23 protein-coding genes are annotated in these 26,112 nt (G+C 61.3%); 17 read left to right on the forward strand and 6 right to left on the reverse strand.

Translation table 11 applies throughout. The annotated features are described in order from the left end of the window. Positions 1-2: 2 nt before the first annotated feature. On the forward strand, positions 3-1,400 hold the full coding sequence (gene lpdA / locus AB8B33_RS25390; protein ID WP_439017476.1) for a dihydrolipoyl dehydrogenase: 1,398 nt from the start codon (positions 3-5) through the stop codon (positions 1,398-1,400). A gap of 28 nt (positions 1,401-1,428) precedes the next feature. On the opposite strand, the gene AB8B33_RS25395 is transcribed toward lpdA, so the two are convergent. Further along, positions 1,429-2,496, reverse strand: a complete 1,068-nt coding sequence (locus tag AB8B33_RS25395) for a LacI family DNA-binding transcriptional regulator (RefSeq protein ID WP_439017477.1) — start codon at positions 2,494-2,496, stop codon at positions 1,429-1,431. Positions 2,497-2,838: 342 nt separating this feature from the next. On the opposite strand from AB8B33_RS25395, the gene AB8B33_RS25400 reads away from it, so the two are divergent. From AB8B33_RS25400 to AB8B33_RS25425, 6 genes are read left to right on the forward strand one after another with little or no spacing between them, the layout of a single operon-like run. Continuing rightward, complete coding sequence (locus AB8B33_RS25400; protein ID WP_162747925.1) at positions 2,839-3,945, forward strand: mandelate racemase/muconate lactonizing enzyme family protein; 1,107 nt, start codon at positions 2,839-2,841, stop codon at positions 3,943-3,945. 27 nt (positions 3,946-3,972) lie between these two features. Continuing rightward, positions 3,973-5,571: an ABC transporter substrate-binding protein gene (locus tag AB8B33_RS25405; protein WP_439017478.1), complete on the forward strand. Its 1,599-nt coding sequence runs from the start codon at positions 3,973-3,975 to the stop codon at positions 5,569-5,571. Positions 5,572-5,604: 33 nt separating this feature from the next. Further along, the gene (locus AB8B33_RS25410) at positions 5,605-6,540 is read left to right on the forward strand and encodes an ABC transporter permease (protein ID WP_113320703.1); all 936 of its coding nucleotides are present in this window, start codon (positions 5,605-5,607) and stop codon (positions 6,538-6,540) included. Next, positions 6,540-7,448: an ABC transporter permease gene (locus AB8B33_RS25415; RefSeq protein ID WP_439017479.1), complete on the forward strand. Its 909-nt coding sequence runs from the start codon at positions 6,540-6,542 to the stop codon at positions 7,446-7,448. Before AB8B33_RS25410 ends, AB8B33_RS25415 begins: the two co-directional genes overlap by 1 nt. After that, complete coding sequence (locus tag AB8B33_RS25420; RefSeq protein WP_439017480.1) at positions 7,445-8,437, forward strand: ABC transporter ATP-binding protein; 993 nt, start codon at positions 7,445-7,447, stop codon at positions 8,435-8,437. Before AB8B33_RS25415 ends, AB8B33_RS25420 begins: the two co-directional genes overlap by 4 nt. Further along, positions 8,434-9,447, forward strand: coding sequence for an ABC transporter ATP-binding protein (locus AB8B33_RS25425; RefSeq protein WP_439017481.1), 1,014 nt, complete (start codon positions 8,434-8,436; stop codon positions 9,445-9,447). The genes AB8B33_RS25420 and AB8B33_RS25425 overlap by 4 nt, the downstream gene beginning before the upstream one ends. 12 nt (positions 9,448-9,459) lie before the next feature. On the opposite strand, the gene AB8B33_RS25430 is transcribed toward AB8B33_RS25425, so the two are convergent. The 3 genes from AB8B33_RS25430 to AB8B33_RS25440 form a co-directional block, all read right to left on the reverse strand. After that, on the reverse strand, positions 9,460-9,702 hold the full coding sequence (locus tag AB8B33_RS25430) for a hypothetical protein (RefSeq protein WP_439017482.1): 243 nt from the start codon (positions 9,700-9,702) through the stop codon (positions 9,460-9,462). A gap of 133 nt (positions 9,703-9,835) precedes the next feature. Further along, positions 9,836-11,773, reverse strand: a complete 1,938-nt coding sequence (locus AB8B33_RS25435; RefSeq protein WP_439017483.1) for an SARP family transcriptional regulator — start codon at positions 11,771-11,773, stop codon at positions 9,836-9,838. A gap of 19 nt (positions 11,774-11,792) precedes the next feature. Continuing rightward, positions 11,793-12,251, reverse strand: a complete 459-nt coding sequence (locus AB8B33_RS25440; RefSeq protein WP_439017484.1) for a helix-turn-helix domain-containing protein — start codon at positions 12,249-12,251, stop codon at positions 11,793-11,795. A gap of 318 nt (positions 12,252-12,569) precedes the next feature. Here AB8B33_RS25440 and AB8B33_RS25445 point away from each other — a divergent pair, with 318 nt between their 5' ends. The 10 genes from AB8B33_RS25445 (at position 12,570) to fba (ending at position 22,731) form a co-directional block, all read left to right on the forward strand. Next, positions 12,570-13,451, forward strand: a complete 882-nt coding sequence (locus AB8B33_RS25445; protein WP_310382324.1) for a glycine betaine ABC transporter substrate-binding protein — start codon at positions 12,570-12,572, stop codon at positions 13,449-13,451. 101 nt (positions 13,452-13,552) lie between these two features. Beyond that, on the forward strand, positions 13,553-14,170 hold the full coding sequence (locus AB8B33_RS25450; protein WP_113183801.1) for an ABC transporter permease: 618 nt from the start codon (positions 13,553-13,555) through the stop codon (positions 14,168-14,170). Positions 14,171-14,180: 10 nt separating this feature from the next. Next, complete coding sequence (locus AB8B33_RS25455; RefSeq protein ID WP_113183802.1) at positions 14,181-14,822, forward strand: ABC transporter permease; 642 nt, start codon at positions 14,181-14,183, stop codon at positions 14,820-14,822. Then, positions 14,819-15,751, forward strand: a complete 933-nt coding sequence (locus AB8B33_RS25460) for an ABC transporter ATP-binding protein (RefSeq protein ID WP_439017485.1) — start codon at positions 14,819-14,821, stop codon at positions 15,749-15,751. Before AB8B33_RS25455 ends, AB8B33_RS25460 begins: the two co-directional genes overlap by 4 nt. 15 nt (positions 15,752-15,766) lie before the next feature. Further along, positions 15,767-16,846 (forward strand): LLM class flavin-dependent oxidoreductase, encoded by a 1,080-nt coding sequence (locus tag AB8B33_RS25465; RefSeq protein WP_439017486.1) that lies wholly within the window; start codon positions 15,767-15,769, stop codon positions 16,844-16,846. Continuing rightward, complete coding sequence (locus AB8B33_RS25470; RefSeq protein WP_439017487.1) at positions 16,843-18,162, forward strand: LLM class flavin-dependent oxidoreductase; 1,320 nt, start codon at positions 16,843-16,845, stop codon at positions 18,160-18,162. The genes AB8B33_RS25465 and AB8B33_RS25470 overlap by 4 nt, the downstream gene beginning before the upstream one ends. A gap of 12 nt (positions 18,163-18,174) precedes the next feature. After that, the gene (locus AB8B33_RS25475) at positions 18,175-19,176 is read left to right on the forward strand and encodes an ornithine cyclodeaminase family protein (protein WP_439017488.1); all 1,002 of its coding nucleotides are present in this window, start codon (positions 18,175-18,177) and stop codon (positions 19,174-19,176) included. Beyond that, on the forward strand, positions 19,173-20,657 hold the full coding sequence (locus tag AB8B33_RS25480) for an HAL/PAL/TAL family ammonia-lyase (protein ID WP_439017489.1): 1,485 nt from the start codon (positions 19,173-19,175) through the stop codon (positions 20,655-20,657). The genes AB8B33_RS25475 and AB8B33_RS25480 overlap by 4 nt, the downstream gene beginning before the upstream one ends. Positions 20,658-20,662: 5 nt before the next feature. Next, on the forward strand, positions 20,663-21,475 hold the full coding sequence (locus tag AB8B33_RS25485; protein WP_439017490.1) for a phosphate/phosphite/phosphonate ABC transporter substrate-binding protein: 813 nt from the start codon (positions 20,663-20,665) through the stop codon (positions 21,473-21,475). Positions 21,476-21,666: 191 nt separating this feature from the next. Further along, on the forward strand, positions 21,667-22,731 hold the full coding sequence (gene fba / locus AB8B33_RS25490; RefSeq protein WP_439017491.1) for a class II fructose-bisphosphate aldolase: 1,065 nt from the start codon (positions 21,667-21,669) through the stop codon (positions 22,729-22,731). A gap of 62 nt (positions 22,732-22,793) precedes the next feature. On the opposite strand, the gene AB8B33_RS25495 is transcribed toward fba, so the two are convergent. Together AB8B33_RS25495 and AB8B33_RS25500 are read right to left on the reverse strand one after the other, a co-directional pair. Beyond that, the gene (locus AB8B33_RS25495; RefSeq protein ID WP_439017492.1) at positions 22,794-24,539 is read right to left on the reverse strand and encodes a glycerol-3-phosphate dehydrogenase/oxidase; all 1,746 of its coding nucleotides are present in this window, start codon (positions 24,537-24,539) and stop codon (positions 22,794-22,796) included. Between the two features lie 12 nt (positions 24,540-24,551). Further along, positions 24,552-26,087, reverse strand: a complete 1,536-nt coding sequence (locus tag AB8B33_RS25500; RefSeq protein ID WP_439017493.1) for an FGGY-family carbohydrate kinase — start codon at positions 26,085-26,087, stop codon at positions 24,552-24,554. Positions 26,088-26,112: the final 25 nt, after the last annotated feature.

A 26,112-nucleotide genomic window follows, 5' to 3' on the forward strand; every position in this document is an offset into this window, starting at 1 on the left:
CAATGAAAGAGATTGTCTGCAAGCTCCTCGTCATCGGTGCAGGTCCCGGCGGTTATGTCTGCGCCATCCGTGCCGGCCAGCTCGGCATCGACACTGTCATCGTCGAGGCCGGTAAGCCGGGCGGTACCTGCCTGACGGTCGGCTGCATTCCCTCCAAGGCGCTGATTCATGCCGCAGAGGAATTCGACGCCACGCAGAAAATGCTTACGGGCAAGAATCCGATGGGCATCCGCGTCGAGGGCGCCTCGATCGATCTGGCAAAAACAATCACCTGGAAGGACGGTATCGTCGGCCGGCTGACGAGCGGCGTCTCCGGCCTGTTGCAGAAGGCGCGCGTGAAGATCGTCCACGGCCGCGCTCATTTCCGCGATGGCAAGACGGTCGAGGTAGAGACGGAAACCGGCCAGCAGATCATTCGTGCCGAGACCGTCGTCATCGCCACCGGCTCCGATCCGGTTGAACTCCCGAACCTGCCTTTTGGTGGCCGCGTTATTTCTTCGACCGAGGCGTTGTCGTTGGGCGAATTGCCGAAAAATCTCGTCGTGGTCGGCGGCGGCTATATCGGGCTGGAACTCGGGACAGCATTCGCGAAGATGGGATCGCAGGTGACGGTGGTCGAGGCAACGCAGCAGGTGCTGCCGCAATATGATGCCGATCTCGTTCGGCCTGTCATGCGCAAGATGACCGAGCGCGGCATCCGCGTCTTGACCGGCGCGAAGGCGATCGGCCTTTCCGATGCCGGCGATGGACTTGTCGTCGAAACGCCTGACGGCCGGCAGCAGGCGCTTGTAGCAGACCGTATTCTGGTGACTGTAGGCCGCCGTCCGAGAACGGCGGGCTCAGGCCTCGAAGAGCTTGATCTCGACCGCGCCGGTCCTTTTCTCAGGATCGACGACCGCTGCCGCACGTCCATGCGCGGCATTTATGCCATCGGTGATGTTACCGGCGAGCCTATGCTGGCGCATCGGGCCATGGCGCAGGGGGAAATGGTTGCGGAGATCGTTGCCGGAAAGAAACGCGCCTGGGATAAGCGCTGCATTCCGGCGATCTGCTTTACCGATCCGGAAATCGTCAGCGCCGGTCTGTCCCCGTCAGAAGCACGCGCCCAGGGTTATGATATCAGGACCGGCCAGTTTCCCTTCAGCGCCAATGGACGGGCGATGACCATGCTTTCGGAGGAAGGATTCGTGCGGGTGGTGGCGCGGGCCGACACCAATCTGGTCCTTGGCGCGCAGGCGGTGGGGGCTGGGGTCTCCGAGCTCTCGGCGGCCTTCGCGCTTGCCATCGAAATGGGCGCGCGACTGGAAGATATCGCCGGCACGATCCATGCTCATCCGACGCGCAGCGAGGCGGTGATGGAAGCGGCGCTGAAAGCCCTGGGGAATGCTCTTCACATTTGAGCCGCCCGCGGCCTGCCGATAGTGGAGGCTACTCTGCGTTAGATTCCGCGCCGGTCGAGCGCCGTTCGATGAGTTCTCCCGAAAGGCGGATGGTCGTGGCTACCCGCAGCAATGCCGATGTATCTCCCTCGATCATTTCAACGACGACGCGCACGATCTCATCGACTGGCTGGCGAAAAGTGGTGAGGTTGTAGTGTGGCCAGCCGGCCATCGGGATGTCGTCGAAGCCCGCAACGAGGATATCGTCGGGCACGCGGCAGCCTGCCTCCTCCCTGAGGGCATCGATGCCGCCGATCGCCAGAATGTCGTTGGCAAAGAAGATCGCATCGGTGCTTTTCTTAGCGGCGATTTCAAGCGCGGCCTTGCGGCCGGCATAGTAGCTGTATTCCCGGCCTTCGACCTGGACGCTTAGCGTCATGCCAAGCTCCGCAATCCGTGTGACGAAACCGTTCTGGCGTTCGCGGTTGGTGGTCGTGTGACTGAGACCGGCGACATAGGCGACCCTGCGGGCGCCCTGCCGATGGAAATGATCGGCGATGGCGCGGGCACCCTCGACATTGTTACAGGCCACACAGCTCAGATTCGTGTCTTCGATGACGCGGTTGATCAGGATGGCTGGCCGGCCTTCCGTCGCCCAGCTCAGCGTCGAGCCTGACAAGATCGTCGCAGAAATGACGATGACAGCGTCCACGTTGTATCGCCGCAGTGCCGAAAGCTGCTCTTCGAGGTTTGATCCCTTGGTGATGTTGAAGAGAAGGCTCTGCAGGCCGATGCGTTGCAGCGAGCGCGAGAGTTTTTCGATCAGGCCCGGATAGAAGGGGTTCTGCATGTCGGAGACGACGATGCCGATAATGTTCGTGCGGCTCTTCGAGAGCATGCTGGCGATCGCATTCGGCTGATAGTCGACTTCTGCCGCATATTTCAGGATGCGTTCGCGCAGCTCGGCTGCGATGCTTGCGCCTGGTGTGAAGGCACGCGATACAGCCGATTGGCTGACGCCAAGCATGCGCGCAAGTTCGCGGGCGGTAATCGGCTTTCGGCTGAACGCTCCGCCGGACGGTTCTCCCTGCAAGGACGCCGATCCCTGTTTGCGCATGATCCATTTCCCCGGTTGCCACTACCTTTCCTACACTTTTTGCATTCGGATGCAACAATTTCAATTGCTGCTTATATGCAGTCGCCAAGTCGTCCATTGACAGTTCTTCCAACTCTTGAATCCAGGCGCCCGAGTGCGTCGCAGCATCTAAGAGCCAATGAAATAAGGAAATCTCCGATTTTGTATGCTCGATATCCAGCAGTGAACATTTTTGCAGATTTCGGCATAAAACCTGTTCCAATTTCAATTCAATCGCCGTGTTGCATACGGATGCAAATTGGAAGATGCTTTCCTCAACAACAACACCGGCGCTGAAAACGTCCGTTCTCCGAGGGAATGCCAGTGGGTACGATCATCAAGTCCGTCGAAGCTTTTCAGGTGAAATGGGAGCCCAATGAGCCGCCGGGTCGCCGCACGGCTCTCGTGCGCGTGACGACCGAAGATGGCATCGTCGGCCACGGCGAAGCCTCGCCGATGATGGGCGGCGAGCACTCGCTCGGCGTCGTCAGAGATTTCGCAGCCTCGCTCGTCGGTGCGGATGCGCTCGACCAGTCGGTCCTCTACGATCGGCTGCTGCATAAATATGTAAAGCTCGGCCCGGAAGGCGCCGTCACCGGCGCGCTTGCCGCCCTCGATATTGCCCTCTGGGACATCAAGGGCAAGCACTTCAACCAGCCAGTCTACAAGCTGCTCGGCGGCGCCTGGCGTACGGAACTGCCCTTCTATTCCTCGGTTGGCAACAATGCCGGCCGCACTGTCGATGAAACCGTTCGCGTGGTCGAGCAGCGCTGGAAGGCCGAAAAGCCGGCTGCCATAAAGATCCGCTGGGACGGCGACCGCACGCGTCAGGACTATGATATTCCAGGTGACATCGCCAAGGCAAAGGCCGTGCGCAAGCTGGTGGGCGACGATTTCCCGCTCGCCTTCGATGCCAACAACCAATATTCCGTCGGCGGCGCCATCCGGGTCGGCCGCGCGCTCGAAGAGCTCGGCTATGTCTGGTTCGAGGAACCGGTCCAGCACTATAACGTGCGCGCCATGGGCGAGGTTGCCCAGCGTCTCGACATCACGGTTTCGGCTGCCGAACAGTCCTATACCACCCAGGCTGTCGTCGACATGATCAATGCAGGCGTGCGCATGGTGCAGCCCGATATCATCAAGATGGGCGGCATTACCGGCCTCATGCAGTGTGCCGCGATCTGCTTTGCGCATGGCGTCGAGCTCGTTCCGCATCAGACCCAGCCGACCATCGCCCATGTGGCGAACCTGCATGTGCTTGCGACGCTGATGCACAATACCAAGCCCGCCGAATTCTCCGATCCGTCGACACGCATGCATGTCGGCTTTGCCAATCCGCCGATCCCGGAAGACGGCAAGTTCAAGGTTCCGTCCGGTCCGGGCCTCGGCCTGATCGTTGAAGATGCCGAGCTCGACAAGCGGCGAAGCTGAATATTCTGACAAGTGGGAGGAAATGACATGAACCTGAGAAGACGCCAGTTTCTGGAACTGACCGCGGCCACGGCTGCGATGAGCATGCTTGGATCCGCCATTGCGCGTGCAGCAAGCGATCCCGACACCATCCGCATCGGCATTGCCGCCAGCGGTCCCCGCAGCAGCGATCCGAACTATACGACGCAGGGCGGCGACAACTGGGCGACCGAGCAGATGTACGAACAGCTCGTGCGCCCCGATGACGGCACCTTCGCCACGACGCCGGACCAGTATCGGCCAACGCTCGCCACCGAGTGGTCCGCTTCGTCAGATGCCAAGACCTGGACCTTCAAGCTCCGTCAGGGCGTGCAGTTCCACAAGGGTTTTGGTGAAATGACGGCGGAAGACGTCGTCTTCTCGTTCAAGCGCGCCATGGCCGACGGCACGAACAAGCCGATCCTGTCGAATGTCGCCGATGTCGTCGCGAACGGCCCTTATGAGGTCGTCATCACGCTGAAGAATTCAGACGTGAACCTGCTCGGCACGACAATCTTCCTCAACAACACTTCGATTGTCTCCAAGAAGGCCTATGACCAGATCGGCGCGGACAAGTTCAAGACCGATGCCGTCGGCACCGGCCCCTACGAACTTACCCGCTTCGACAATCAGTGGGGCACAGCGCTGAAGCGCCATGAAACCTATTGGGGTGAAAAGGCGAAAATCGCCAAGGTCGAATCCGTCTATATCGCCGATACGACGGCCCGCACGCTCGCGCTGCTCTCTGGCGACGTCGACATGATCGAGGCCGTCCGCGCGCCGGGCTGGGTCGATTCCATGCTGCAGCGCGACCCGACGCTGCAGTTCGACATGACGTCGCCGGGTTCGTTCAACACGCTGCATATCAACCTGAAGCGCAAGCCGTTCGACAACATCAAGGTGCGCCAGGCGATCATGTACGCCGTCGACCGCCATGCGGTCGGCAATGCGCTGAAGCCGATGGGCGGCTTTACGGCCGGCCTGCAGCCCGACTTCTTCCCCGGCGGCTTCAAGACCGAAGACCTGCCGCCGGAGCTTCAGTACAATTACGATCCGGACAAGGCCAAGGCGCTGCTTGCCGAAGCCGGTTTCCCCGATGGTTTCGACTTCGACAGCAATGTCAGCCAGCGCGAGGACTATGCCTCCATCATGCTGATCGTGCAGGAGCAGCTGCGTTCCGTCGGCATGCGCATGAACCTGCATATCGGCGATCACACCGCCTATCATGCTGACAATCAGCACGACAAGAATACGCTGGCCCTGCATTCGTCCAGCTATCCGCCGATCCCGACGCAGCTCTACATCCAGCAGCTGTCGACCAAGGCGGAAGTCAAGCCGGATGGATCGGGTGGTATCAACTACAGCCATTACGGCGTGGTCATGCCTGGTATCGACGACCTGCTCGCTAAGGCACTGCAGGCGACCGACTACAAGGCCTATGTCGATTACTGCAAGCAGATCGAACTTCAGGTCCTGCGCGACCTGCCGTTGATCGGTATGTCGACGCTCTCCTTCACGGTTGCCCGCAATGCACGCCTCGACCTCGGCTACAAGGTGCAGAGCGGCTATGCGCGCTGGCGCTTCCACCACGCGACCAAGAAGGCCTGATCTCCAGGTCGCGATGAATGCGAGTGAATGAACATGGCTAGATATTTTCTCCTCCGGCTGGCGGATGCCATTCCGACAATCTGGCTGGTGCTCACGCTCGTGTTTATCGCGATGCGGATCCTGCCGGGTGATCCGGCGATTGCGGCTCTGGGAGACATGGCTCTCCCGGAGCAGCTCGCCGCCTTCCGCCACAAGATGGGGCTCGATGTGCCGCTGTGGCAACAGTACATCAACTTCCTGATCGGCGTGCTCAGCCTCGATTTCGGCCAGTCGTACATGAATGGCGAGCCGGTGCTGCGCCTGATCGTCGCCAATCTGCCTTACACGATCGAGCTGACGGTCGCGGCGATGATCATCGGCGTCGGTGCCGGTGTGCCTTTCGGCGTGCTAGCTGCGACCCATCGCGACCGGCTGCCGGATTCCGGCATGCGTCTCTTTTCGCTCCTTGGCTATGCCATTCCGGACTTTTATCTCGGCGCGCTGCTCCTGATCGGATTTGCGCTGAACCTCGGCTGGTTCCCGATCAATGGCGGCGGCGATGGTTTCGCGGATCGCATGTACCACATCGTGCTACCGGCGCTGACGCTTGCACTCGTCAAAGCCGCCTTCATCGGCCGGCTGTCGCGGACCGCACTTCTGGAAACGCTCGGTAAGGATTATGTCCGCACCGCCCGCGCCAAGGGTGCCCGTGAACCGCGTGTCATCTATCGCCACGGTCTGCGCAATGCGTTGCTGCCGCTTTCGACCGGCATGGGGCTCAGCCTGCTTGCCACGCTGTCAGGGTCGGTCGCCGTCGAGCTGGTCTTCAACAGGCCGGGCCTCGGACGTCTGCTCATCCAAGCGATCAACGAGCGTGACTACGGCATCATCCAGGGTGGCGTCGTTGTCTTTGCGCTCCTCGTCCTTCTCATCAATCTGGTGATGGATCTTCTCTACATCGTCATCGATCCAAGAATCCGGGTGAAATAATGAGCATCATCACGCAAACGCCGGGATCCCCCTTGCAGGCCTTTGAGCAGCCTTCGCTGGCGCCTGCGCCCGGCCTGCTGTCGCTTCTGTCCCGAACGCTGCTCCGGCGGCCCTCGACGCTTTTCGCGTTGGCAATCGCGCTCGTCTTCTTCGTGATTGCGGTCTTCGCACCGCTGCTTGCGCCCTATGATCCGCTGGCCCAAAGCATCCTCTCGATCAACAAGGCGCCATCGGCCGCCCATTGGCTCGGCACCGACCAGTTCGGGCGCGACGTTCTCTCGCGCATGATCCACGGGTCGCGCAACTCGCTGCTGTTCGGCCTGATTTCGCCTGCGCTTGCGGCGCTAGTCGGCACCGCGCTTGGCGTGACCGCCGGCTATTTCGGCGGGCTGATCGATCGCGTCATCAGCCGCTTCATCGACTTGCTGCTCGCTTTCCCGGAACTGCTGCTCGCAATCATCATCGCAGCCGTGCTCGGCGGCGCCTTCTGGAATATCATTGCCGTCATCACCGTTGCCTTCATTCCGGGTTTTGCCCGTGTGGCCCGCGCCTCGACACTGTCCGTCAAGCAGGAGCCCTATGTGGAAGCAGCGATCGCCGTGGGCGTGCGTACGCCCGTCATCATCTTCCGCCATATCATCCCGAATATCGCGGCGCCTATCGTCGTGCTAATGACGCTCTGGGTCGCCTCCGCCATCCGTCTCGAAGCGTCGCTGAGCTTCCTCGGCATCGGCACTCGTGCTCCCAATCCGAGCTGGGGCAACATCATCCGCGATGGTCTCAACAATCTCTTCGGCTCGCCCTGGCCGATTATTGCCGCCGGCTTTGCCATCACCTGCGTAGTGCTCTCCTTCAACCTGATCGGCGATGCCGTGCGCGACATGCTGGACCCGGAGACGAACCAATGACGTCTAAACTACAGACACCATTGCTCAAGGTTGAAGGCCTCACCGTCGAATTCGGCCCGAAGGATTCTCCGATCCGCGTTGTGAACGGCGTCTCGTTCGAGATCGAGGCCGGCGGTTCGGTCGGCATCGTCGGCGAATCAGGTTCGGGCAAGTCGATCACGTCGATGGCGATTATGCGGCTGATCCCCAATCCGCCTGGCCGCATCGCGCAAGGGCGCATCGAGCTTGAAGGCGTCAACCTTCTTGATCTGCCGAAGACGAAGCTGCCCGAGATCCGCGGCCGCGACATTGCGATGATCTTTCAGGAGCCGATGAGCTCGCTGAACCCGGTCATGACGATCGGCGACCAGATCGGCGAGGCGATCAAGCTGCATGAGAAGATGAGCCGCGGAGAGCGCCGCGCCCGCATCATCGAACTCCTGAAGCTTGTCGGCATCCCCAATCCGGAAGGGCGTCTCGATGCCTATCCGCACCAGTTTTCGGGCGGTATGCGCCAGCGGGTGATGATCGCGATGGCAGTTGCCTGCAATCCGAAACTTTTGATCGCCGATGAGCCGACGACGGCACTTGATGTGACCATCCAGGCGCAGGTGCTCGACCTGATGGCGAAGGTGCGCAAGACGCTGAACACGGCCGTGCTGCTGATCTCGCACGATCTCGGTGTCATCGCCGAGGTCTGCGATCGTGTCATCGTCATGTATGCCGGCCACGTGGTCGAGGATGCGGATGTCCGCTCGATCTTCAGTAACCCGAGCCATCCCTATACGCGCGGCCTGCTGCAATCGATCCCAAGGCTCGATGACGAGCGCTCGCGCCTATATCAGATCCCGGGTTCCGTACCGACCGCCGGCACGGTCAAGCAGGGCTGTCCCTTCTACACCCGTTGCAGCGACCGGACCGACAGGTGCGCGGCCGAAATGCCGCCCATGTTCACCGTTTCAGAACGTCATAAGGCGGCCTGCTGGGTGGCCGCCGGAGCAACAGCATGACAGAGATGAGCAGCGTCGACGACTTGTTGACAGTCCGCAACCTCGGCAAGACCTTTTCCGATGCAGGCGGCCTGTCCTTTGCGAGTTCCTCGGGGGGCGTTCGCGCCGTGGACGGCGCATCCTTTTCCGTCAAGCCGGGCGAGACATTGGCGCTCGTCGGTGAATCCGGCTGTGGCAAGTCCACGCTCGGGCGCCTTCTGCTGCGGCTGATCCAGCCGACTGATGGTGAAGTGCTCTTCGGAGGACGCGATATCACCGCTCTCAGCGCGGCCGAAATGCGCATGATGCGCGCCAAGATGCAGATGGTCTTTCAGGACCCCTACGGCTCGCTCAGCCCGCGCCGTTCGATCGCCCAGATCATTTCCGAGCCTCTCGAAGTCTTCGGACTGGTGAAATCGTCACGCGAACGGCGCGACCGCGTGGCGGAACTGCTGACGCAGGTGGGTCTGTCGCCGAGCTTCATGGACCGCTATCCGCGCCAGTTCTCCGGCGGCCAGCGCCAGCGCATCGGCATTGCCCGAGCCATATCGGTCAATCCGCAATTCATCGTCGCTGACGAGCCGGTTTCCGCGCTCGATGTCTCCGTGCAGGCACAGATCGTCAATCTGCTGCAGGATCTGCAGGCGGAGCGGAAGTTTTCCTATCTCTTCATTGCCCACGATCTTGCTGTCGTCCGGCATATCGCAGACCGTGTGGCGGTGATGTATCTCGGCAGGATCGTCGAGATCGGACCGAAAAAGTCCGTCTATTCCATGCCGCAGCATCCCTATACGCAGGCGCTGCTGTCGGCAGCACCCGAGCCCGATCCCGATCGCAAGGCAAACCGTATCGTACTGCAGGGCGACGTTCCAAGCCCCTCCCGCGTCCCGCCGGGCTGCAGCTTCCATACGCGCTGTCCGATCGCAAAAGACATCTGCAAGGTCGATCGGCCGGTGCTGCGCGAAGTCTCGCCGAACCAGTTCTCAGCCTGCCATTTTGCCGCGCCCAATCCGCTGTCGCAGGCCGGCTGAAGCTATCGGTCTTCAGTGCACCAGGCCTGCCGGTACATCTTCGATCGCTCCCTCGACGGGCAGGTTTATGCCGCTCTCGGTGAGATCCTGCAACAGCGCGCCAAGCGCGAGATCGAGGCAATAGACGGAGAACTCGGCATTGAGTTCCCGGGCGTTCTGACGGGCGTAGGAAACGAGCCGCGCGAGCGAGGCGATGTCGCGCAGTCGCTGATCCTTCTCGACGGTGCCGAGTTCGATGATGTCTTCCGTTGCCATTCTCACTGAGCTCCCCAGACGTGTTGGAAGGAGTTCTAGCGGATGCGGTCGAGGAAAGCGCGTGACACGGGCGTGACACCAGTTTGGATGGCGTATCGGGAGGCGGCAACTCAGTTGAGCCAGGCCGACAGAGCTAGAAGCCTGCCTTTCGTAGAGCCTCGCGATACTGTTCCTTCTGCCACGCCTCTTTGAAGGGCACGAGCGTCAGCCATCTATCGAGGTCGAAATCGGGATTGGTTTCGCGTGCCCTGCGCATGTAGAGGCGGGCCTTTTTCACGTCGCCGAGCATCGCCCAGCAGGCGGCTGCAAGCCGGTCGGCCGGCGTGCGATTATCCATTCTGCTGATCGCATCCAGCGCTTCCCTATAGCGGAAGAGGGCAAAGTTCGCGCCGGCCTCGGTCCAGAGATAATCGGCGGGGCTCAGCGGATTGAGCGCGATCGCCCGCTCGATCTTGGCGAGCCCATCGGCCGGGCGCGAGGCATGCACCAGTGTATCGGCAAAGCTTGCGATGCCGTCGGCGTAATGCGGGCTCAGTTCTTCCGCAATCTTCAGCGCCACCACGCTTTCATCGAGTTCGTTCAGATAGAGTTTGGCGACGCCGAGCTGGCGGAAGCCGGAGGCCAGCGACGGATCGGCGACGATCGCCCGGTTTGCATAGTCTTCCGAAAGGCGGATCAGCTCTCCATCGCCGCGAGCCGTCAGCAGCCATTCCATCAGGAAGGTGTGCGCAAGGCCGGCGAGCGCCGGTGAGAAATGCGCGCTGTGTTGGACGGCGTCGCGGAACGCCTTCCGGGCGCGCCGGATGTCCGGCAGGGAAAGCCGCTTCATGTCCCGGAAGCCTCGGAGATAGCTGTGATAGGCGGCCGGATTGTTTTCGAAAGCTCCGCGCACGGTCTCGTTCTGGCGGATCCGGCCCGAAAGCTCCTTGGCGATGCGCCGCGCGATTTCCCGCCGATCGGTGATCAGGTCATATCTTTCGAGGCTGAAGCGCTCGGCCCAAATGACCTCGTCATTGGTGGTATAGACGAGCTGGACGAACAGCGACGGCGATGCGCCACCCGCTGTCAACCGCGTGTCGAGGACGTAGGAGATCGAATGGCGCAGGATCGTGCCCGACCGGTCGGCATGGCGTGCGATCTGTGCGGCGGTATGGGGTGCGACGACCGAGACGCTATTCAGGGCGCAAAGGCCGATGGTCACGTCCTCGATCAGCGCCTCTGAAAGTATCGGCGCAAGACTGGTCTCACCGGGTTCGACCGGCGGCAACAGGGCGAGGCGGGGCAAAGGCGCAGCTTTCAGAATGATACCGCTTTCCATCGCCGGCGCGGCGGCCAAGGCTGGCGTCCTGCTGGCATCGAAAATCTTGCGCACTTCCTTCAGGGCCTGCAGATCGAGGCCGATATCCAGCGAGTGCTGGAGATCGCGGCTGCGGCTCTCGAAAAGCTGCCTGGCGTTTTCCAGATGCCCTTCGGCCTCATAGGCTTGCAGCAGGATATGGCGGATGTTTTCGTCATCGGGGGCATCGCGGAAGATCCTGAGCGCAGCCTCCTTGATGAGGCCGATATCGGCCCGCGAGTGCGCTTCCGGCAGCGCTCGCTTCAGCGCGTCGACGAGGATTGCCATATGCCGGTTGCGCTCGCTGGATACCCATTCTCGTATGCTGACGCTTTGATCTGCGAGTTCGGCGAGGAAATCCGGTTGCAACAGGGATACGAGCCTTCGCAGCACATCGAGCGGATCGGCCGAGGACAGGGTCTCAAGTTCAGAGCAGTCAGCGACGAAGGCCTCCCGCCTGATCCGTACACCCGTCGCAGTAAAGACCAGCAGCTCCACGCCGAGTTCTGCCTGCCGCGCCTGGACACGCGAGATCATCTTGCGCAGATTCGCCATGATATCGGGATTGCCAGCGCTGTCCCACAGGAAGCGGGCAAGTGCGCCGCGCGAACATTCGCTGTCAGGTCTGTCGAGCAGATAGCAAAGCGTCAACAAACCCTTTTCGGGGAAGGATACAGGCTCTCCCGCCGCGTTCAGCAGCCGCAATGTACCGAATGACTCGAGCCTGAGGGACATAGGACGGTATCGTCCGCGTTTACTCTGTGCGAGATTCCGGCTCGTCCATTCTCAGCGCATTCAGCGGAATGTCGCTGCTGTCGGCCTGCGCCATCGCCTTGACGAGCGAGATGATCGTCTCGCGAATGCGCCGGTCCTCGATCTTCACGAAGGCCCTGTTAAGGAGGAGACCTTCCTTCGACCGCAGAAATTCTGTGACCGGATCGGCAGGGGCAGACAAATTGAGGCCGGCAAGGCTCGGCGCTTCCGAATCGTCCTGCTCGAAAAAGAAGGCTGGCGAGGTGCGTAGCACTTCGGCGATCTTCTGCAGGCGGCTTGCGCCGATGCGGTTGATGCCCTTTTCATATTTCTGCACTTGCTGGAAGGTAACGCCGATCTGTTCGGCAAGCCGCTCCTGGCTCATGCCGAGAAGCTGTCTGCGCCTGCGCATACGCATGCCGACATAGGTATCAATCGCGTTCGGTGTCTTGACGTTCATGGCCTACCTTCTGTCTCTTTCGCATTTCAGTCCATTGACTTGTAGACGGCATCGCGCCGCTTTTCTACGATTTGTTTTTGATATCATAGGAAGGCTGATCTTGACCGGCACTGCTTTCTCCGACCCTTCGATGATCGGGCTGTCTTGTTGTCTATTCCGGTTTTGCCACGCGCATCCTGGAATGCGATGGTCGGGCGTTCTTTTGGAGATCAATTTTCATCTAAATTGGTAGAAAATTGGTATTCCATTCCGCGCTCGGATCACGCGAAACCGCTATCACCTCTCCTGAACAACTCGAATGTCAAATGAGGGAACGCAATGCTTTCGAAATCCTTCGCCGGCCTCTTTGCCGGCGCGATCCTCGCCGCCTTCGTGGGCGCACCGGCACAGGCCGATGCCGTAAAGATCGGCAGCAAGAATTTCACCGAACAGTTCGTCGTCGCCGAGATCTACGCGCAGGCGCTTGAAAAGGCCGGCGTCGAAGTCGAGCGCCACCTCAACCTCGGTGCCACGCTTGTTGCCCATACGGCGCTGACGAACGGCGATATCGATCTCTACCCGGAATATACCGGCACGGCGCTTGCCGCCGTCGTCAAGGGTGACCTGTCGGGCTCTGCCGACAAGATCTATTCCGACGTCAAGGATTATTACGAGAAGAACCTCAAGCTGACGCTTCTGCAGCCGACGCAGATCAACAACGGCTATGCGATCATCACGCTTCCGGAAACCGCCGAGAAGTACAAGCTGAAGACGCTGAGCGACCTCGGTCCGGTCTCCAAGAACTTGACCTTTGGCGCTGAGGGCGGTTTTGGCGAGCGCAAGGATGGCTTGCCGGGGCTGAAGCAGACCTACGGTATCGAGTTTAAGGAATTCAAGATCTTCGCCAAACTCGGCATCCGCTATAGTGCGCTGACGAGCAAGGATCTCGACGTTTCCTACGGCTTTGCGACCGACTGGCAGATCTCCGACAACAAGCTGGTCGTGCTCGACGACGACAAGCATCTCTTCCCGCCCTATTACCTCGTGCCGGTCGTGCGCCAGGATGCACTCGCCAAGAACCCGAAAATCACTGAGGTTCTGAACAAGATCAGCCCGCTCCTCAACAACGAGACCATGCGCGAGCTGAACGCCAAGGTCGATCGCGATAAGGAAGAGCCGGCAGACGTCGCCGCGGAATTCCTGAAGGCCAAGGGCATCTGATCGAGAGCGACGCGCAAGTTTCGCTTTCCCTGAAGAAAAAATGCGGCGAAGCTTGCAGCTTCGCCGCTTTGTCGTGATCGTGCAGACAGGATTTCTCGCGTTTGAACTGGGCACCCAAGCATATTCCGGAAATCGCGCTTGCCGTCTGGCAGCATCTGGTGCTGTCGATTTCGTCCGTGCTCATCGGCCTTGCGATCGCGCTCGTGCTCGGCATCGTCTGCGCCCGCCGGCCGAGGCTCTATGCCTTCGCGCTGACGGTGACGAACATCATCTTCGTCATTCCGAGTCTGGCGCTCTTTGCGCTGCTGATCCCCTTCGTCGGCCTCGGTATGAAGCCGGCGTTGATCGGGCTTTCCTCCTATTGCCTGCTGATCCTGCTGCGCAACGTCGTTACCGGTATCCGCGGCGTTCCGGCCGATGTGCTCGACGCTGCCGACGGCATGGGCTACGGCCCGTGGCAGCGGCTCTTCCGCATCGAACTGCCGCTCGCCCTGCCGCTGATCGTCTCCGGCGCCCGCATCGCGCTCGTCACCGTCATCGGTATTGCGACGGTCGCTGCCTTTATCGATGGCGGAGGGCTCGGCACGATCATCCTGATCGGCATCGATCAGGAATATGCCGAGAAGATCCTGGTCGGCGGCATTCTGACGGCACTGCTGGCCATCATCTTCGATTTCATTCTCACCCGGGCCGAGCAGGCCCTGGTGCGCTGGCAGTGAGGGCGCGGCGATGCTGAGCACTGCCTTCTTTTGGATCGTCGATCACCAGGACGAATTCTTCCGGGCCCTCGGCCGCCATCTCCTGATGTCCGGCGTGTCACTGGCGATCGCACTCGTCATTGCGCTGCCATTGGCGATCCTGATCGTCAATCACGGCCGCTTCGCCTTCGGTGTCATCAACATCGTCAATGGCCTCAGGACCATTCCGAGCCTTGCGATCCTGGCAATCATGCTGCCGCTTCTCGGCATCGGCATCCTGCCGTCGATCGTGGCACTGACGGTGCTTGCCCTGCCGCCGATCTTGCTCAATGCCTATGTCGGGTTGCGCGATGTCGATGCCGATGCGGTGGAGGCGGCGATCGGCATGGGCATGAGCAGAAGCCAGGTTCTACGCAAGATCCGCATTCCGCTGGCAGCCCCCGCCATGTTTGCCGGCGCCCGCACGGCGGCCGTCCAGGTACTGGCCGGAGCGACGCTTGCGCCCTTCATCGGCGGCGGCGGGCTCGGCGATTTCATCGCCACGGGCATCGGCATGATGGATATGTCGCGGCTCATCGTCGGCGCCGTGCCAATCGCGATCCTGGCGCTTGCCACCGAATTCATCCTCGGCCGCGCCGAGAAGCATCTGTTTGCAGAAAGAACCGCCGCATGATCCGCATGGAGAACGTCACAAAGCGCTATGGCGAAAGTGCCGCGCCTTCGGTGGATAATCTGACGCTTGATGTGCCAGAGGGCTCGACGGTCGCGCTGATTGGCCCGTCGGGCTGCGGCAAGACGACGACGATGCGCATGATCAACCGGCTGATAGAGCCGACTGAGGGGCGCATCTTCGTCAATGGCGAGGACGTGACAAAAGCCGATCCGGTCAAGCTTCGCCGCCATATCGGTTACGTCATCCAGAATGTCGGCCTCTTTCCGCACATGACGATCGCCGAGAACATCGCTGCCGTCCCGAACCTGCTCGGCTGGGACCAGCCGCGGATCGCAAAGCGCACCGAGGAATTGCTTGATCTCGTCGGTCTCGATCCGAAGGAAATGTTGAAGCGCTATCCGCGCCAGCTTTCCGGCGGCCAGCGCCAGCGTATCGGCGTGGCGCGCGCTCTTGCTGCCGATCCCTCGGTGCTGCTGATGGACGAACCCTTCGGCGCGATCGACCCGATCGCCAGAACGCGCCTCCAGGACGAGTTCAGGCAGATCCTCAAACGGGTGCGCAAAACCGTGGTGCTGGTCACTCACGATCTCGACGAGGCGATCCGCCTCGGAGACCGCATTGCCATCATGCGTGCCGGCCGGATCGTGCAATATGATGCGCCGGATGCGATCCTCTCCCATCCCGCCGACGATTTCGTCGCGAATTTCGTAGGCATCGATCGTGCGATCAAGCGGCTCAGCCTGTTTTCGGTTGCCGATGCGATGCGGCCCGGTGCTCCCTCCTCACCTTCTGCCAGTGTCACTGCAAGCGTCAATCTGCGCGACGCGCTGTCGCTGATGGTCGCCGCCAATAGCGATGTGCTTGCCGTCGTCGATGGCGGTGGCATTGTTACCGGGCAGCTGACACGCGACGCGATTTTCTCGATCTGAGTGCAGGAGTTTCTGATGTATCTCGGTTTTTCCCTCACACCTTTCGGCCATCACCCCGCCGCCTGGCGTGAGGCCGCGGCACCTGAACATCTCGGTTTCGATGCGCTGCTGTCTCAGGTTGCAAAGGCGGAAGAGGCGGGTTTCGATTTCGTCCTGCTTTCCGACCGGCTCGGCGCTCGGCCGCTCGATGATCTCTCGCCCATTGCTGCGCCCTTCGAGCCGACGACATTGGTCGCAGCTCTTGCGACGAAGGCGCGCCGGATCGGCTTCCTGGCGGCTGCTGCAACCAGTCAGCACGAGCCCTACAATCTCGCCCGGCGCTTTGCATCGCTGGATCAGATCAGTGGCGGCCGAACGGGTTGGGTCGCTCTTCCCGCATCCGGCGAATTCGAACGCGACCAGGAATATCTCGGTCTCGTCAACGCGCTCTGGGACAGTTGGGAAGACGACGCTTTCATCTACGACAAGGCTGAGGGACGTTTCTTTGAACCGGACAAAATGCACGTGCTCAACCACAGGGGCGAACATTTCACGGTGCGTGGGCCGCTCAACGTCAATCGCTCGCCGCAGGGCAAGCCGGTTATCGCCCAGCTTCTGAGCGGAGAAAGCAAAGCATTGGCTGCGCGCCACGCTGAAATCGTTCTTCTTCAGGACCCGACGCCGGAAAGTGCCAACGAAACCGCCGCCGACTTCGTCCGCAGGCTCGAAGCGGCCGGCCGTCGACGACAGGATGTTCGGATACTGGCTAATGTCGTGCCGATCGTCGCGGAAGCTCCCGATGCGGCGCAGGCGGCAAGCAATGCGCTCCGATTTGGCGAGGCGGATCGGGCGAGCCAGCCGCTGTCTGCCGCACGTCTGGTCGGCACGCCGGCCGATATTGCCGGATCCCTGCAGCAATGGCTCGGGCTTGGTCAGATCGACGGTTTCACGATCTTGCCGCCGACGATTGCGATCGGACATCTGTTCTTCACGGAGGTGGTTCCGGAATTGCGCCGCCTCGGGCTGATCAAGGCGGCGGCTGGCGTGACGTTGCGCAATCGTCTTGGTCTTGCCCATCCGGCTCATCCAGCCGCACCATTGGAGCATGCGTCATGAGCGATGATCGCAAGATGAGACTGGGTGCGTTCCTGATGGCGGGGGGCCATCACATTGCGGCCTGGCGTCATCCTGACGCCCATGCCCCGGCCGGCGTCGATATCGACCATTTCATCGAGCTTGCCCGTATCGCCGAGCGCGGCAAATTTGACATGCTCTTCGTCGAGGATGCCGCCGCCATCCGCGAGCGCAATCCTGAGATGGCGAGCCAGGCGGCGCGTTCGACGGCTTTCGAGCCGTTGAGCCTGCTTGCTGCCCTTGCCGTCAGCACCACGCATATCGGCCTCGTGGCAACCGCCTCGACAACCTATAACGAACCCTACGGCCTTGCCCGCACCTTCGCCTCGCTCGATCAGTTGAGTGGCGGAAGGGCAGGATGGAACCTCGTCACGTCGGCAAGCGAGCTTGAGGCCGAGAATTTCGCAAGCAGCGGCCTTCGCCCGCATTCCGAGCGCTACGAACGGGCCGAGGAATTTGCCGATGCAGCACTCGCCCTCTGGGACGGCGTGGAGGAGGGGGCCCATCTGCCTGAAGGCGGGGCTCAATTTGCCGATCGCACCAGGCTCCATCCGGTGCATCATCGCGGCAAGCATTTTACAGTCGAGGGTCTGCTCGAAAGCCCGCGCTCAGCCCAGGGCCGGCCAATCATGGTGCAGGCCGGTGCCTCCGACGTCGGCAAGGAGCTCGCCGCCCGCACGGCAGACGTCGTCTTTGCTGCCTCCCAGACGCTTGCCGAAGCCCAGGCCTACTATGCCGATGTGAAGTCGCGCCTTGCCAAATACGGGCGCAAGCCCGACGACATCAAGATCATGCCCGGCATATCGCCGATCGTCGGCGCCACCGAAGCCGAGGTGAAGGCGAAATACCGGGCGCTGCAGGAACTCATCCCCGACGCCGTCGGGGTGGCCCTGCTTGCAAGCTATCTCAGCATTCAGGACCTTTCGGCCTATCCGGTCGACGGGCCGCTGCCGGACATGCCGCAGACCAACCTCATCCAGAGCCGTCAGCAGCTGATCATCGATCTCGGCAGGCGCGAGAACCTGTCGATCCGCGAACTTGCCCGGCATTTCGCCGGCGCACGCGGCCACTGGCAGGTTGCCGGCACGCCGGCGCAGATCGCCGATGCGATGGAAGAACGCTTCAGCGAAGCTGCTGCCGACGGCTTTAACGTCATGGCGCCGCTCTTTCCATCGGGGCTCGAGGATTTCGTCACCCATGTCGTGCCGGAACTGCGTCGCCGCGGCCTCTTCCGGCAAGATTATGAGGGCCGTACGCTTCGCCAGAACCTTGGTCTTGGCACACCCGCCATACGATAAAACGAGATGACAATGGACCCGATCTATATCGACTATCTGAATGCCTTCGACATCGAGGCGCTCGACCTGACCAACGATGAAATCCTTGCGGCGATCGAAACCTCGCTAGCCGCCCAGGGCAGGGGTCAGACGGTGATCGAGCCGCGCGTCCATCTCGAGCCGGATGCGAGCTTTCACGGCCATTTCAACGTGTTGCGCGGTTATGTGGCGCCGCTTGGCCTGGCCGGTGTGAAGGTCGTCGGCGACTATGTCGACAACTACAAGCTCGGCTATCCCTCCGAATTCGGCGTGCTCAACCTCTTCGATCCGCGCACCGGCGTGCCGAAGGCGATCCTTGATGCAACCGTTATCACCGACATGCGCACCGGCGCCGTCACCGCGCTCGGCGCTCGGCATCTCGCCCGCAAGGGCTCGAAGGTGCTCGGCCATATCGGCGCGCGCGGCACCGCGTATTGGAACGTCCGCCTGCTCGATCATCTCTTTGATTTCGACGAGATCCGCGTGCATTCGCGCCGGCCGGAAAGCCGCGACGCCTTTGGCGCCAAGCTGGAGGCCGACCTCGGCAAGAAGATCACCGTGGTCGACAACTGGCGCGATTGCGTGGAGGGGGCCGATATCGTTGTCGAGGCATCACGCCTATCGCAACCCGAGCCGCTTCTGAAGACGGAGTGGATCAAGAAGGGCGCCTTCGTCGTGCCCTACGGCACGATGAGTGCCGTCGAACTGTCGTTGACCGACATCATGGCCAAACTCGTCGTCGACGATTGGGGTCAGTGCAAGACCGGCAAATTCGGCTCGCTGCGCGCCCATGTCGAGACCGGCAGGCTTTCCGAGGAGACGCTGCATGCCGAACTCGGACAGGTCGTCGCCGGCCTGAAGCCCGGCCGCGAGAGCGAGGACGAGACCATCCTGCTCTGGCACCGCGGCCTGTCACTCAGCGACATCGCGCTTGGCCACGCGCTGCTTTCCAAGGCGCGCTCGGCTGGTATCGGCCAGAGGCTGCGCTTCGCATGACGGAAATCCTGCTGACCGGCTTCGGCATCACCATCGCCGACATCGTAGCGATCGCCCGTGGCGATGCCACCGTCGAGGCTTCCAATGCGGTCCGTGAGCGGCTGATTTCTGCGCGACGCATCCTGGAAGGTGCCGCAGCGGCTGGCCAGCAGATCTATGGCATGAACACCGGGCTCGGCGCCAATCTGAAGACAGCGGTGACTGGCGATTTCGAGGCCTTTCAACTGCAACTGATCCGCGGCCGTGGCATGGCGGTCGGTGACGCGCTGCCCCGCGACGCGACGCGCGCGGTCATCGCCGCCAGGCTCTCTATGCTGGCCGTTGGCGGATCCGGCATTTCGCTGCCTGTCTTCGAGGCGCTGCTTGCCATGCTGAATGCCGGCGTTCATCCGGTGATGCCGTCAATCGGCTCAATCGGTGCGGGTGACCTCGTGCTGCTGTCTGCCATGGCCCGCGCCCTGGTCGGCGAAGGAAAAGCTGAATATCGCGGCATCGTCTATCCGGCGAATGAAGCTCTTGAGCTTGCAGGCCTTGCACCGGCGAGCCTGCAGCCAAAGGACGGGATTTCGCTTCTCAATGCATCGGCCGTCTCCGCCGGTCGGGGCGCCCTCGTATTACACGACGCCAAACGACTGCTCGATGCCCAGCGCCGGGCGGCTGCCTTGAGCTTCGAAGGCCTTGCCGGCAATCCGCTCATCCTGTCGCCGGCCATTCAACGCGCCCGGCCAGCAGTGGGCCAGGCAGAGGAAGCCAGCCGGCTGCTGCAGATGCTTGAGGGCTCGACACTTTTCGACGCAAGCGCGGCTATCCAGGATCCGCTCAGCCTGCGCTGTCTTGCGCCCATCCATGGGGCGCTTGCCGATGCGCTGTCGAAGGCGATCGAAGCCGTCGAGATCGAGCTGAATGCCGCGGCCGACAATCCCGTTGTTCTCCTGGAAGAGCAACAGGTACTGTCATCAGGTAACTTCCAGACGCCAGCGCTTTCTCTTGCCTTCGAGACATTGGGGCTCGCGGTCGCTCAGGCAGCTGCGGCATCCGCCGCACGTTTCATCCAGCTGACGGGCTCGGGTCGCAACGGCCTGCCGCGCTATCTCTCCCCCCTCGGCGGTCCATCGGCAGGTTTCGTGCCGATGCAGAAGACAGTAGCGGCGCTGATGGCCGATATCAGGCACAAGGCCAATCCTGTCATGCTCGACTTCCTTGCCGTGTCGGAAGGTGTCGAGGATCATGCAACGCAATCGTCCCTTGCCGTGCGCAAGCTCGACGAGATGCTGGAGTTGTGGCGCCTGATCACCGCCTGCGAAATGCTGGCGGCTGCCCAGGCTGTCGACCAGCGTCCCGGACACCGCTGCGGCGCGGAGACGAAAAGGACTCATGCCTTTGTTCGAGGCCTCGCGCCGGTCATGACGGAGGATCGTTCGCTCGGCGAAGACGTGGCTGTCCTTGCCTCGCGCCTGTTCGACGAACAGTACGGCGAGTGAAGAGCATGCATCTTGCCAGTCTTGCAATGTATGTCACGCCGCAACCGCTTGCGGAGGCCACCGTCGAACTCTGGTCGTTCCTTCGGCACTATCTTGCGCAGGCCGGGCTTTCGGATCTGCCAGAGAGCCTCGACACCACGATCCCTTATGACGAGGCCTGGCTACGTGAGGACCTGCTCTTTTCTCAGACCTGCGGCTATCCCTATGTAAAGCGATTGCGTGGCAAGGTGCGCGTCGTTGCCACGCCTGTCTACGCCCATCCTGGCTGCAACGGTCCCGTGATGCGCAGCTTCATTGTCGTGCGCCGCGCTTCCACCTTCGCTTCGCTGCCAGACTTGCGCGGCGCGACAGCCGCCATCAATAGTCCTGACAGCAATTCCGGGGCAAATCTGCTTCGGGCGGCGGTCGCCCCGCTTGCCCGCAATGGCCGCTTCTTCGGTAGCACAATCGAGACGGGCAGCCATGGCGGCAGCATCGATGCGGTGTCGAGCAGGCAGGCGGATTGCGCAGCAATCGACTGCATCACCTTTGCCAACCTCCTGCGCTTTGCGCCAGATCGTGCGGAAGGCATCCGCATCCTTGCAGAGACACCTGCAACGCCGGGTCTGCCCTTCATTACCGGAGGAAAGGTTTCGGATGCGGATGTGGCATTGATGCGCGAGGCACTTCTCGCAGCGATCACCGCATCATCGCTTTCCGGTGCGCGCGATATTCTCGGTCTCGTCGATATCGCGATGCTTACGGATGCCGACTACGAACCGGTTCTGTCGCTTGCCCGAGGCGCGCTTGATACAGGTTACAGCGACTGGATGGATTGACGCCTCCAAGGACGCCAACTCGTAAGACCGATTTTCCGCCCATCACGGCTGAACGTTCAAGTGACAAGAAAAGCATCACCAAATTTGTGATATTGTGATTTATACTTGTTCCAAGTTTGTGATTATGCGATCCTTTCTGGCACCGAAGCCAACGATTTCGACGTGTCTCACGTGTGAGGGGAAAGTGTTCAATGGCGCGCATCACGCTCAGGCAGTTGCTGGATCACGCGGCGGAGGAGGGGTACGGCGTTCCCGCCTTCAATATCAATAACATGGAACAGGCGCTCGCCATCATGGAAGCCGCGGATGCGGCCCGCGCGCCCGTCATCATGCAGGCATCGCGCGGCGCGCGCGCCTATGCTCATGACATCATGCTCAAGCACATGATGGACGCGGTCGTCGAAATCTACCCGCATATCCCGGTTTGCGTGCATCTCGACCACGGCAACGATCCGGCGAGCTGCATGACGGCTATCCAGGCGGGCTTTACCTCCGTGATGATGGATGGTTCGCTGAAAGCGGATGCGAAGACACCCGCCGACTGGGACTACAATGTCGGCGTGACCAAAAGAGTGACCGAGATGGCGCATCTCGGCGGCATTTCCGTTGAAGGCGAGCTCGGTGTACTTGGCTCTCTGGAGACGGGCATGGGAGAGGCCGAAGACGGGCACGGCGCCGAAGGCAAACTGTCTCACGATCAGCTGCTGACGAACCCGGACGAGGCGGCGAAATTTGTGCGCGAAACACGGGTCGATGCACTGGCGATCGCCATGGGCACCTCGCACGGCGCTTACAAATTCACGCGCAAGCCAGATGGTTCGGTGCTGGCGATGAATGTCATCGAAGAGATCCACCGTAAGCTCCCAAACACGCATCTCGTCATGCACGGCTCGTCGTCAGTTCCAATCGAGCTGCAGGAGATCATCAACAAATATGGCGGCCGGATGGAACCCACATGGGGCGTGCCCATCGAGGAAATTCAGCGCGGCATCAAGAATGGCGTTCGCAAGGTCAATATCGACACCGACGGCCGGATGGCCATGACCGGGCAGATCCGCCGGATATTGCAGGAAGATCCGAGCGAATTCGATCCCCGCAAATATCTGAAGCCAGCAATGGCCGCGCTCACCAAGCTTTGCAAGGAGCGCTTCGAGCAGTTCGGCACCGCCGGCATGGCGGAGCGGATTACGCCCCTTCCTGTTTCGGCGATGGCAAAGCGCTATGCGTCCGGTGCGCTCGATCCGGTCTTTTCCTAAAGCGTGCCGCGCATGTCGCTATCGCAAACCGCTGCACAGTTTTGCGCGACATGCTTTAGATCTCATCGGCTGACGGGGCGGGCGCTTTTTTCCGGTTCGATGTCTGGCGTGCCGGCTGCCAGCGTCTGGCCGTGAAACGCCTTGAGCAGGGAGACGACATCGTTGATCTCATGTTCGACACGCGGAACATCCCAGCCGAGCGCTTTCGCGGCGATGCCTGCAATATCGACTAAACCTTCGTAGGTCAGTTGGCCCTCGATCGCGATCGTCGTACGCCGTAAAACGATATCGGCGAGATGGATCACAAGCTCATTGCGCGCGATCCAGTCTATTTCCCGAAAGCTGTAATGTGCGGCTCCCGACAGGCGCCGTTCGTCGGAATGATCGGAGGGGAAAGTTGCCACCGCCTCGGCCGTCGTTCCGTAGCGGTTCAGAAGCTGTTCTGCGCGCGCGGCCGTAAGGCCTGCAGTCTTCGCGATCCTGTCAACGAAGACCCGTCTTGCCTGCGCGTCTGCCGGAAATGCCTTTCCGCCGCCGATCGCAAGGTAGCGGGTCGACTGCTTGCGCGAACGCTCCAGCCGGGAAAGAACACTATCGGCAACCTCCTCGGCAAAACCACGAAACGTCGTCCATTTGCCGCCGACCAGCGACATGATGGCAAAAGGCCGCTTGCCATCCGCTTCGATGACCGGCGCTGAATGGTCGCGGCTGATCAGGCCGGGCGCTGTTCCATCGGAGGCGGGAAGCGGCCGGATGCCGCTATAGGTGTAGACGATCTGGTCGCGATCGAAGCGCAATGTCGGCAGCAGTGATCTGAGGCTCTGCAGGAAGTAATCGATTTCGGGTTCCTCGCAGCGTACTGTGTCGGGATCCCGGCTCGGGATATCCGTCGAGCCGACGAGCGCAAGCCCGAGATAGCCGTAGACCAGGCAGATGCGGCCGTCATCGGCTTCGAAATAGATCATGTGGCCGTTGAGGCTGCGCACCAGTTCGGGATGATCGATCAGGATATGCGAACCCTTCGTGCCGCCGATCAGGTGCGAGGGCGCGCCGAGCGCTTCGTTGACATGATCGATCCACGGGCCTGCCGCGTTCACGACGAACCTCGGACGCACCGAGAATTCGCCGCCATCCTCCCGTCGGAAGTTCAGACGGCCTTCCGCGCAGGCGGTCAGTGTGACGAAATTTGCCGCGGTGCAATGCGGGTTCGCCTCCAGCCCATCCTTGACGAGTTCATAGACGAGGCGTTCCGGCCGGCTGATTTTTGCGTCGTAGTAGATGCCCCCGGCGACAATCGCCGGAGTCACATGCGGCATTTCCCGCCTGGCCTTCTTTTTCAGGATCAGCCGGTGGCGCGGCATCACGCGGTCGCGTGAACCGAAGAAGTCGTAAAGGGAAAGACCGATCTTGATGAGAACGGCGCCGCGACTGCGGGGCGCAGTCTTTGAGCCGAACAATGTCTGCAGTGCCGCCCAGATGCCGCGTGTCCAGGAAAAGATCGGAATGAATGTCGGCAGCGCTTCGACGCAATGCGGTGCGTTTTTCAAGAGCAGATTACGCTCCAGAGTAGACTGGGCAACCAGGCCGAATTCTCCGGTTTCCAGATATTTCAATCCACCATGAATGAGGCGAGACGGTGCAGCACTTGTCCCGGAACCAAAGTCCGATTTGTCGACGATCATGCAGCTGACGCTCTGAGCCGCGAGGTCGCGAAACAGTCCAGCGCCATTGATGCCTGCTCCAAGGATCACGACGTCGACATCGTGCTCGCGGATATCCGGGCTGCGCCCAAGCGTGTCAGGGGTCATGGTGCTGTTGTCCTAAACTGCGGCCTCTGCCGCGCTGTCCTGCGCAAGGCCGGCGATCTTCGGCCAAAGCGGTGTCATTGTTTCTGCAATTTCGAGGAAGAGTCGGTAGCGCTTTTCGTAGTCGGCGCTGCGGGCAGCGTCCGGCTTGCAGGTCTTGCCCTGCTTGTCCTTTGTCGGAGCGCTTTGTGGGTCCGGGTAAAGACCGGCGCCTGCGCCAGCGCAAATGGCAGCCCCCCAAGCCGCTGCCTCGTCGGTGCCGGTTACCGTCACCGGCATTGCAAGCACATCGGCAAACAGCTGCGCGACTGCGGGATTGCGTGACACGCCGCCGGCAAGGCGCGCTTCCTTGACGGCAAAGCCGTCACGCAGGGCATCGACATGGATGCGATGGTTGAACGCGATGCCTTCCATGACGGCCCTCAGCATGTCGCCGCGGTCATGCCAGCCGCCGAGCCCGAAGAAGCTTGCGCTTGCCGATGCGCCGTAAGGAGAGCCGAAGAGATAGGGGTGGAAAAGCACCGATGACGGCCGGTCAAAAGCCGCCTCAATCTCCGATGCCAGCAAAGCGTGAATGGACATGCCCTTGGTTTCGCAGTCCGTCCATTCTCGACCACATAGTTTTTCGATGAACCATTCGTAGTTCGCGCTAGATGCAGGCGAAATCGACATGCTGTTCCAGACGCCTGGCGCAATACCATTGCGGCAGAACCAGCGTCGATCGACGCGCGGTTCGAAAGACAGCGTCTCATTGATCGAATAGGTTCCGGCAATGACGGCGACGATGCCGTCGGCATAACCACCCGCGCCGAGCGCCGAAGCGGTCACGTCATGCAATCCGGCAGCCACGGGCGTGCCCTCAAGGAGGCCCGTCAACCGTGCTGCATCGGCCGTTATTCGTCCAACGATCTCGTCCGAGCGCGAGGCCGGCGGCAGTGCTCTGGCAAGCGCCTGCAAGCCGAACAGGCGCAGTGCGTCCTCACTATAGTCTTGTGTCCTGACATCGGTGAAGGAGGTGCTTGCTTCGGTGCGATCGGTGCCGACGGTGCCGGTCAGGCAAAATCGCAGCCAGTCCTTGCAGCTCATGATGTGGCCGATACGCTTAAACCGTTCCGGCTCATGATCCCGAATCCAGGCCAGCAGCGCCGACGGGGCGGAGACATGCGGCACCTGACCTGTGAGCGCGATCGCCTCGTCGGCGACCTTGTTGGCAGTCCATTGATCGACGATATCACCCGCCCGGCTGTCCAAGGATACGATGCCGTTGCCAAGCGGCTCCTGCGCCTGATCCAGTACATAAATGCCATCGCCATGCGCCGTTGCCGCCACGGCCTGGATATCGCTTGCCGGACGGCCGCTGAGGATGACCGCCTCGCGGATCGCCTCAGCCGTCGCGGTCCACAACTCGCGCATGTCCCGTTCCACGAAACGCGGCCGCGGGATGAGCTGGCTAACGCGCCGCCGGGCGACGGCGATCGGCGTGCCGTCGATATCGAAAATGACGGCTTTCGTGACGGTCAGGCCGCTATCAATCCCGAGAAGGCTCGGCATGCACATTCACCTTTCTATCGCGACC

It is taken from the genome of Rhizobium sp. 768_B6_N1_8, assembly GCF_051811225.1.
Classification (GTDB): Bacteria; Pseudomonadota; Alphaproteobacteria; order Rhizobiales; family Rhizobiaceae; genus Rhizobium.

Bases quoted from the DNA above. Each gene is read 5' to 3' on its own strand.
- AB8B33_RS25435 (WP_439017483.1), bottom strand. From the start codon at position 11,773: ATGTCCCTCAGGCTCGAGTCATTCGGTACATTGCGGCTGCTGAACGCG.
- AB8B33_RS25405 (WP_439017478.1), top strand. From the start codon at position 3,973: ATGAACCTGAGAAGACGCCAGTTTCTGGAACTGACCGCGGCCACGGCT.
- AB8B33_RS25500 (WP_439017493.1), bottom strand. From the start codon at position 26,087: ATGCCGAGCCTTCTCGGGATTGATAGCGGCCTGACCGTCACGAAAGCC.
- AB8B33_RS25425 (WP_439017481.1), top strand. From the start codon at position 8,434: ATGACAGAGATGAGCAGCGTCGACGACTTGTTGACAGTCCGCAACCTC.
- AB8B33_RS25460 (WP_439017485.1), top strand. From the start codon at position 14,819: ATGATCCGCATGGAGAACGTCACAAAGCGCTATGGCGAAAGTGCCGCG.
- AB8B33_RS25480 (WP_439017489.1), top strand. From the start codon at position 19,173: ATGACGGAAATCCTGCTGACCGGCTTCGGCATCACCATCGCCGACATC.
- fba (WP_439017491.1), top strand. From the start codon at position 21,667: ATGGCGCGCATCACGCTCAGGCAGTTGCTGGATCACGCGGCGGAGGAG.
- AB8B33_RS25445 (WP_310382324.1), top strand. From the start codon at position 12,570: ATGCTTTCGAAATCCTTCGCCGGCCTCTTTGCCGGCGCGATCCTCGCC.
- AB8B33_RS25475 (WP_439017488.1), top strand. From the start codon at position 18,175: ATGGACCCGATCTATATCGACTATCTGAATGCCTTCGACATCGAGGCG.
- AB8B33_RS25440 (WP_439017484.1), bottom strand. From the start codon at position 12,251: ATGAACGTCAAGACACCGAACGCGATTGATACCTATGTCGGCATGCGT.
- AB8B33_RS25470 (WP_439017487.1), top strand. From the start codon at position 16,843: ATGAGCGATGATCGCAAGATGAGACTGGGTGCGTTCCTGATGGCGGGG.
- AB8B33_RS25395 (WP_439017477.1), bottom strand. From the start codon at position 2,496: ATGCGCAAACAGGGATCGGCGTCCTTGCAGGGAGAACCGTCCGGCGGA.
- lpdA (WP_439017476.1), top strand. From the start codon at position 3: ATGAAAGAGATTGTCTGCAAGCTCCTCGTCATCGGTGCAGGTCCCGGC.
- AB8B33_RS25455 (WP_113183802.1), top strand. From the start codon at position 14,181: ATGCTGAGCACTGCCTTCTTTTGGATCGTCGATCACCAGGACGAATTC.
- AB8B33_RS25420 (WP_439017480.1), top strand. From the start codon at position 7,445: ATGACGTCTAAACTACAGACACCATTGCTCAAGGTTGAAGGCCTCACC.
- AB8B33_RS25415 (WP_439017479.1), top strand. From the start codon at position 6,540: ATGAGCATCATCACGCAAACGCCGGGATCCCCCTTGCAGGCCTTTGAG.
- AB8B33_RS25430 (WP_439017482.1), bottom strand. From the start codon at position 9,702: ATGGCAACGGAAGACATCATCGAACTCGGCACCGTCGAGAAGGATCAG.
- AB8B33_RS25485 (WP_439017490.1), top strand. From the start codon at position 20,663: ATGCATCTTGCCAGTCTTGCAATGTATGTCACGCCGCAACCGCTTGCG.
- AB8B33_RS25495 (WP_439017492.1), bottom strand. From the start codon at position 24,539: ATGACCCCTGACACGCTTGGGCGCAGCCCGGATATCCGCGAGCACGAT.
- AB8B33_RS25465 (WP_439017486.1), top strand. From the start codon at position 15,767: ATGTATCTCGGTTTTTCCCTCACACCTTTCGGCCATCACCCCGCCGCC.
- AB8B33_RS25410 (WP_113320703.1), top strand. From the start codon at position 5,605: ATGGCTAGATATTTTCTCCTCCGGCTGGCGGATGCCATTCCGACAATC.